Source organism: Photorhabdus africana (genome assembly GCF_035181445.1).
Taxonomy (GTDB): Bacteria; Pseudomonadota; Gammaproteobacteria; order Enterobacterales; family Enterobacteriaceae; genus Photorhabdus; species Photorhabdus laumondii.
Map to the genome: position 1 here is coordinate 1 of NZ_JAXBVE010000072.1, position 7,549 is coordinate 7,549.

5 protein-coding genes and 1 pseudogene are annotated in these 7,549 nt (G+C 41.9%); all 6 read left to right on the forward strand.

The window, feature by feature from the left end:
* A partial coding sequence (locus SLS51_RS22045; protein ID WP_323840674.1) for a DUF2345 domain-containing protein occupies positions 1-936 on the forward strand: 936 nt, incomplete at its 5' end.
* Positions 937-2,574, forward strand: coding sequence for an esterase/lipase family protein (locus tag SLS51_RS22050; RefSeq protein ID WP_323840675.1), 1,638 nt, complete (start codon positions 937-939; stop codon positions 2,572-2,574). It begins immediately after the preceding gene.
* Between the two features lie 136 nt (positions 2,575-2,710).
* Positions 2,711-3,676 carry a Tli4 family immunity protein gene (locus SLS51_RS22055; protein ID WP_323840676.1) on the forward strand — a complete coding sequence of 322 codons (966 nt, stop codon included), beginning with the start codon at positions 2,711-2,713 and terminating at the stop codon, positions 3,674-3,676.
* A 114-nt stretch (positions 3,677-3,790) separates the two neighbouring features.
* Positions 3,791-4,900 carry a Tli4 family immunity protein gene (locus SLS51_RS22060; RefSeq protein ID WP_323840677.1) on the forward strand — a complete coding sequence of 370 codons (1,110 nt, stop codon included), beginning with the start codon at positions 3,791-3,793 and terminating at the stop codon, positions 4,898-4,900.
* 1,043 nt (positions 4,901-5,943) lie between these two features.
* Complete coding sequence (locus SLS51_RS22065) at positions 5,944-7,071, forward strand: KPHS_23130 family T6SS system protein (RefSeq protein ID WP_323840678.1); 1,128 nt, start codon at positions 5,944-5,946, stop codon at positions 7,069-7,071.
* Positions 7,068-7,549 (forward strand): annotated as a pseudogene (locus SLS51_RS22070) (ImcF-related family protein); the annotation flags it as partial. The gene SLS51_RS22065 and the pseudogene SLS51_RS22070, both read left to right, overlap by 4 nt.

The following is a 7,549-nucleotide window of genomic DNA, read 5'->3' on the forward strand; positions in this document are numbered from 1 at the left end:
GGGCATCTGGTTGACAGCCAGAAACCGCACCCGGATAAACGGGGTGAAGGGTTTGAGCTGCGTACTGATGACTGGGGCGCGATCCGGGCCGGGAAAGGGCTGTTTATCAGTGCGGATAAACAGGCCAACGCGGGGGGCGATGTGTTGGCAATGTCGGCGGCAATCAGTCAGTTACAGCAGGCGCAGGCGTTAACCGAAGCATTACGGGGTGCGGCAGAAACCGCCAAAGCTGAATTAGCGGATTTGCAGCAACAGAAAACGTTATTGAGTGACACGTTAACCGAACTGAGAAAATCGGCGCTGTTACTGTCCGCCCCCGAAGGTATCGCGCAGACGACGGCGAAAAGTCTCCAATTTTCTGCGGGGGACAATGTGATGGCCACCAGTGGGAAAAATACCGATTTTAGCGTGCTGAAAAAATTCACGGTAGCGGCGGGTGAAGCGGTCAGTCTGTTTGCGCAGAAACTGGGGATAAAACTGTTTGCCAGTCAAGGTCGGGTAGATATTCAGGCGCAGGGTGATGCGATGGGGCTGGAAGCGCTGAAAGACATCACGGTAAGCAGTCATGAAGGAAAAGTGATCATCAGTGCCAAAGAGGAGATCTTGCTGGCCTGTGGCGGGGGATATATCCGTATTAGCAACGGGCAGGTGGAAAGTGGGGCGCCCGATAACATCATCCAGCGGGCGGCGGTGTGGCAAAAATTTGGCGGGCAAAGTGTCAATCAGGCTGTACAGCAATGGCAGACAGCTAATTATGCCGTGACACCGAAGGCCGTAAGTGCCTGTGACACTACGCCATTAGCCAGTCAGAAAATGTTGTTACAGGCAGATGATGCGGGAAACCGTTTATTGTCCACCGCGCAGGATGGAAAAAGCCCTCTGCAAAAGCAGGCAGGTGTGGAAATAGGCAAATTGAAAATAAAAGATGAGGAGTAAATGATGAGCGAGCCTACTGAAAATGAAATTTATATTCATCCTGAATATGATGAATACGGTTTTCCGTATTACAACGTGCCCAATGCCAGAATTGAAGAAAACCTGGTGGCGACCTGTCTGAAATATGCAACTAAAGTGATCCCGGTGATTTTCCTGCCGGGAGTCATGGGGAGTAACTTAAAATCGACAGAGGGTAAGTCAGTCTGGCGGTTAAACGCGATATATAGCCCAGAGGTTTTACTTTGGGGATTTAAAAGCGCTTCTTATAGGAAAAAAATATTAGATCCCAGTAAAACAGTGGTTGATGGCTCCGGGGATATCACGCCTGACCACACCGAAAAGAATAAATTTCCCAGTTGTCGGCAGCGGGGTTGGGGAGAAGTGGCACATATGAGTTATGGGGATTTTTTGCCCTGGCTTCAGGATGTGTTGGATGATGAGCGTCAGGTGTTTGAATATTGCATAGAAGGTCAGGGGAGGAAAACGCTCCGGCAGCAAATGGTCGGTATGGATCTGAGTGCTGAGTTAGGTGAAGAGCCGCTGACCCAAGAAGAGGTTAAACACAGTTATCGCTTTATGTACCCGGTGCATGTGATGGGCTATAACTGGCTGCAATCCAATGTGGATTCTGCGAAAAGGTTGGCGAAATATGTTGATGAGGTTTTAGCCTTCTATGGTAAACGTTGTGCAACTAAGCAGGTTATTTTAGTCACTCACTCAATGGGCGGACTGGTTGCCCGCCATTATTCAGAAAAACTGAATGGTCGGGATAAAATTTTAGGGATTGTACACGGCGTGATGCCGGATACTGGTGCCCCGACGGCCTATAAAAGAATGAAAACCGGTGAAGATGGTGTGACTGGGCTGGTTGTCGGCAGTAATGGCGCGGAGATGACCGCTGTCATGGCTCAGTCGCCCGGTCCTTTACAACTGTTGCCGGGAAAGGCGTATGGTAAAGGCTGGTTACATATCGCCGATGGTAAAATCACGCATAAGCTACCGGAGTCAGATCCTTATGAGGAGATCTATCTGGAAAAGGATCGCTGGTGGGGATTATGTGAAACCCGGTTTTTAAACCCGGATAAAGAAGATAAATGGAAAGATAATGAAAGTTGGAATAATTATTTGGGCTTGATAAAGAATCAAGTTAGGCCATTTATTGAAGAATTAACAGGTAAATATCATCATAATACCTATGCCTTTTATGGTGCCAGTGAGAAACATCTATCGTATGGGGTTATTTCCTGGCTAAAGGGGCATCGTCATTATTCTAGTTATAGCTATGATAATCTTTTAGAAAAGCAGGAGGATTATTCCGGCATGACATTTAATCAGCCGCTATATGATCCGGCTAATCAGGAAACTGGAGCAACACGTACGGTTCGTTTTTTTGTTGGGCCTTCCTCATGGGATTATAAAGAAAAATATTTTGTACTGGCATCACCAAATGAGAAAGGGGATGGAACAGTGCCGGTACAGGCTGGTCGTATTGAAGCCAGACATTTACGTAGCCTGTTGGCGACAGAGGTGGATCATGAAGGGGCGTATAAAGAGGATAACGAGACTAAAGATAGTAAAGCCCGGTTATTTACCTTGCGTGCAATTGTAAAGATGGTTCAGGGGGTAAAAATTGAATAAGAAGAATGCCTTATTTATTTTATTGGTTACCTATATTCTGTGGTGGTATTTCCCTACCCCTTATCATTTTCCTATTTTAACTGAGAAGGAAAAGCAAGTGACGACTGAAATGTTAGCGAATATGCAAACCCGTTGTGTGGGCCGTTATCTGATTGATATCCCCGAGGCATTTGGCAATATCCTCCATGAGGGGATATTTATTGGTGATGCTAAAATAGAAACCAAGCGTTTGTATCTGCCTGCCTTTGAACAGCGAATACAATTAAGAGAACAGGAATTAAAAGCTACTAAATATGTTGATCCCAAAAATATGCCATTTTTAAAAAAGGTCTATCGTCTTCAAGGGAATTTGAAAGGTGTGATTTTTGACAGGAACCAAAATACATCTGTTCCTGGTTATGCTCGTGTATTAGAAGCCCATTTGTATGATAATGGTGTCGCCTTTATCATAACAATGGAGTTTATTGAATTGTCAGATGATAAATATAAAGAAGATAGAGATTTTTATATAAGACACGGGTTTTCTGAAATAGAATATAACAAGTTACATCAAACTTTGTATAAAATGAATAGTCTGATTGCCAGAATCAGCGGCAGAAAGGATACAGAAATCCCCACAGTGGCAGGAACCTGTATCCCTGATGGATTTATTACCGGTAGTCGTTATGAGATGGAAAATATAACTTTTGTTTATCAGGGAAATGAGAGTGATCATTTTAATTTCAGTATTGAAATACTGAATGATATCAAAGAGAAAAATAATATGCTCGACCGTATTAGTGGAATGGAAGGGATGTTATTAGCTATGCGTGTCAAAACAATAAGAAAAGGGAAGCGTAAAATTAACGGTACTCATACGGAGGAAATTTTAGCGTCAGGTTCAGAAGGGATGCAGTTGGAACCTGAAACGAAGATCACCCGGTACATGTTTAATTTAATTGCCAATGAAACATTAGGCGATTATAAAAATCCTTTTGTTAATATTGAGTTGAAGAATGACCGGGAATCGCCAACACCGTATAGTGAAAATGAACTGGTGGCATTTTGGGATGCAGTAACGAAGACCTTTCGTAAAAGACCGGGTGCTTTCGGCGAGCGATAAAAATACGCGTTAAATTAATCCCCTTATAGGGATATAGGGGTAAAAATAGTGTGAAAAATATAAAGAATACCAATGCATAATTTTCAGTTGTCAAGATGGTTAAAGGGGTGAAAATTGAATAAGAGAAATGCCTTATTTATTTTATTGGTTACCTATATTCTGTGGTGGTATTTCCCTACCCCTTATCATTTTCCTATTTTAACTGAGAAGGAAAAGCAAGTGACGACTGAAATGTTAGCGAATATGCAAACCCGTTGTGTGGGCCGTTATCTGATTGATATTCCCGCAGCATTTGGCAATATCTTCCATAATGCGATATTTATTGGTAAAGCGAAAATAGAAACCAAGCGTTTATATTTTCCAGCCTTTGAACAGCGGATACAATTAAGGGAGCAGGAATTAAAGACGGCTAAAACTGTCGATCCGAAAGATATGCCCTTTTTGAAAAAAATCTATCGTCTTGAAGGAAATCTAAAAGGTGTGATTTTCGATAGAAATGAAAATATTGATGAACCTGGTTTTGGGAGAGTACTGGAAGCGCATTTGTATAATAATGGTGTCGCATTTAAAATTGTAATGGAAATGTTGGATCTGTCTGATACTAAATATGCTGATGATAAGGAAGACTTTATCAAAGCACAAGTTAGCGAAAATGAATTGAATACCACAGTTAGAACTCTGGTGAAAATGAAAGAGTTATTATCTAGAATCAGCGGCAGAAAGGATACAGAAATCCCCACAGTGGCAGGAACCTGTATCCCTGATGGATTTATTACCGGTAGTCGTTATGAGATGGAAAATATAACTTTTGTTTATCAGGGAAATGAGAGTGATCATTTTAATTTCAGTATTGAAATACTGAATGATATCAAAGAGAAAAATAATATGCTCGACCGTATTAGTGGAATGGAAGGGATGTTATTAGCCATGCGTGTCAAAACAATAAGAAAAGGGAAGCGTAAAATTAACGGTACTCATACGGAGGAAATTTTAGCGTCAGGTTCAGAAGGGATGCAGTTGGAACCTGAAACGAAGATCACCCGGTACATGTTTAATTTAATTGCCAATGAAACATTAGGCGATTATAAAAATCCTTTTGTTAATATTGAGTTGAAGAATGACCGGGAATCGCCAACACCGTATAGTGAAAATGAACTGGTGGTATTTTGGGATGCAGTAACGAAGACCTTTCGTAAAAGACCGGGTGCTTTCGGCGAGCGATAAAAATACGCGTTAAATTAATCCCCTTATAGGGATATAGGGGTAAAAAAATCAGGGTAATATAAGAAAAATTAAAGCGTTTTTATATTCAGTTATCAGCATCATTCAGACAGTGAAAATTGAATAAAAAAAGAGATTATTGGTTTTATTAGCTATTGTGGCTTCTCTTCTTCTCTTTGTGAGAGGTCGGAGATTCTAAAAATAATTCACTAATGAGGGGAACAATATGATTCGACTTGACTATTGGGATGCGGCATTATTCGCTTATGTTTTCTTATTATATTACATTTGGCCGGTAATTATGGTTCTTGATGTGTTGGTTATTTATCGGGTAATTAAATGCATTAAGAAAAAGAAATACACGCGTGCCATACTCTTGATTTTTGTTGCGTTGTTAATGAGCGGTTCTATTATTTTTATAATGATATGGTCAAATTTATATGGGTAAACGGATGGAAATAAATACGTACTTCAGGTTCAGTCGTGAATATAGTTCAGGCGGTGAAAATTGAACGACAATATATTACTTACTTTGTTGGCTATCTTGGCTACTCTCTTGTCTTGGTGAGAAGCAGGATTCTTCTAAAAATAATTAACTGATGAGCGAAATAGTATGTTTGAATTTGGGTTTTGGGGTAAAATATTATTTTGTTTTATTTTTATCCTATATTATGCTTGGCCTATTACTGTGATTTTTGATGTATTTTTCATTTATTTGGTGATTAAATTCGTCAAGCAGAAAAAATATACATTTGCATTGTTGTTAACTCCTATTGCAGTATTGGTGAGTGGTTTTCTTATTTTTATTTTAATTGCATGGATGCAAGGGTGAAAGTTAATGGCGGGATATCTGGAGATAAAACATTATCTCCAGATATCAACTGTTTATTTCGGGGTTATTATGATGATAATAGAGAGGATATCATGATATTTAATATTATTTGTTTAGGTAATGAAATTAACTCGGGTATTCATTCCATTGTGATGCGCAATGGCTATTACTCTGTTTCAAGTTCCATTCTTCATAACACTATGAGGTCATTATTATGAGCTGGCCTATTCCTGAAATACCTGAACTCAAAGCAGTAGCGCCTTTGTGCTATCGATTATGGTTTATCATTCTACTGTTAATATTGGTTGTTGGCACACTCGTTTATGCTTTTCTAAAAGACACGACCGATTTTATTCACGCTGCGATTTATAGCAGCTTACCGTCTTTCCTGGTATGGCTGATGTTATTCGGCGCCGCGCTAAACCGCTATGAGCAATATTGTGCGGCAGCGTACGCTTGGGAAGAGGCCAGTGCCGAAACCCGTTTCCAGTGGCAGCAATGGAGCAGAAAACAACTGGCTGTGGTCGGCAACATAATTCTGACGCCTGAACAGCAAGGTATGGCATCGCTGTTAGGTGATTCGAAAGATATTCCTGCCTTTCCTCATAGAGGACGAGCGCTGTTTTTATCGTCGAAAGATAACCGGCAATTATTGGGTGAAATTGATCGTGAGCTTGAGAAACAATGCCCGAATTATCGCGGTTTTTTACACCGGATTTATGTTGCCCCTGCTTCTTCCGACGACTGGCTTTCCTATCAATCTTTGGTATACCAACAGTGGGATCTGCTGCCCATTCAGGCAGAAAACAGGGATGAGATCGATCAGTTATACAAAGAGGCGGCTTTCGAAGGGCTGATAATGGTTCTTGCATGCCAACGCTGGCCGCCTGGCAGTGATAAAAAGGCATACAGCGAATTTGTGTCTGCTCAGTTACTTTCATCGACGGAATTTGCCACCCAGAAAAAACTCAATGTCTTTGCCGGTATGGGGCGGCTTTTACCTTCGTTACCGGGGGAAATAACAAAAGATCTGCCTATATTGTTTGAGTATAACCGTATTGATAAAACGCATATGCGACACCTTTGGGTAACGGGTGTCCCTAATAATGTGCTGACTGAGCTGGCGATTCTCAGCTATGCGCATTCACTCAATTTCTCCCCAGAAAATCCGATCCATTTAATTGATCACACGTTTGGGTCTCCAGGGCCGCTGTCCGTGTTTTTGGCATCAGCCATGCTGACTGAGGCAGTTGGCCTGACAAATAGCGACCATATCGTTATCAATCAGTTACCTGAGGGGAATGCCATCCTCTATTTAATGACTAAGGAATTACACCAATGAAAGTGAATGGTGATCATCATTATGGCTATTGGGGATATGTTTTTATTACCCTTAGCCTTGCCGGGACATTTTTCCTGCTGATTTATTTTAATCAAGCATTGCTGATGGAAAATGGCCTGCTTAAACCTGCGTGGCATGTCTGTGCCACGATTTTCCCGGCCATATTAATCGGCTTATTCGGAAATGCTGCTTGGTGGCATATCCGGCAGAATAAAACGCAACAAAAACTCAGACCTGAAACCGAAGGGACAAAAATTCTCCCCAGCCAGTCCGCTCTGATACTCAATGACTTAGGCGATAGCCTGCACCGTCGTTATGGCCTGTTCTGGGGGTATAAAGTCCGTATCTTGCTGGTAATGGGCGAGGTGGAGCAGGTGGAAGCCATTGCGCCGGGGCTGACCAGCCAACACTGGCTGGAGGGCCATCGCACGCTCCTGCTGTGGGGCGGCAGTTTACAACACACGGAACCTGATACCGC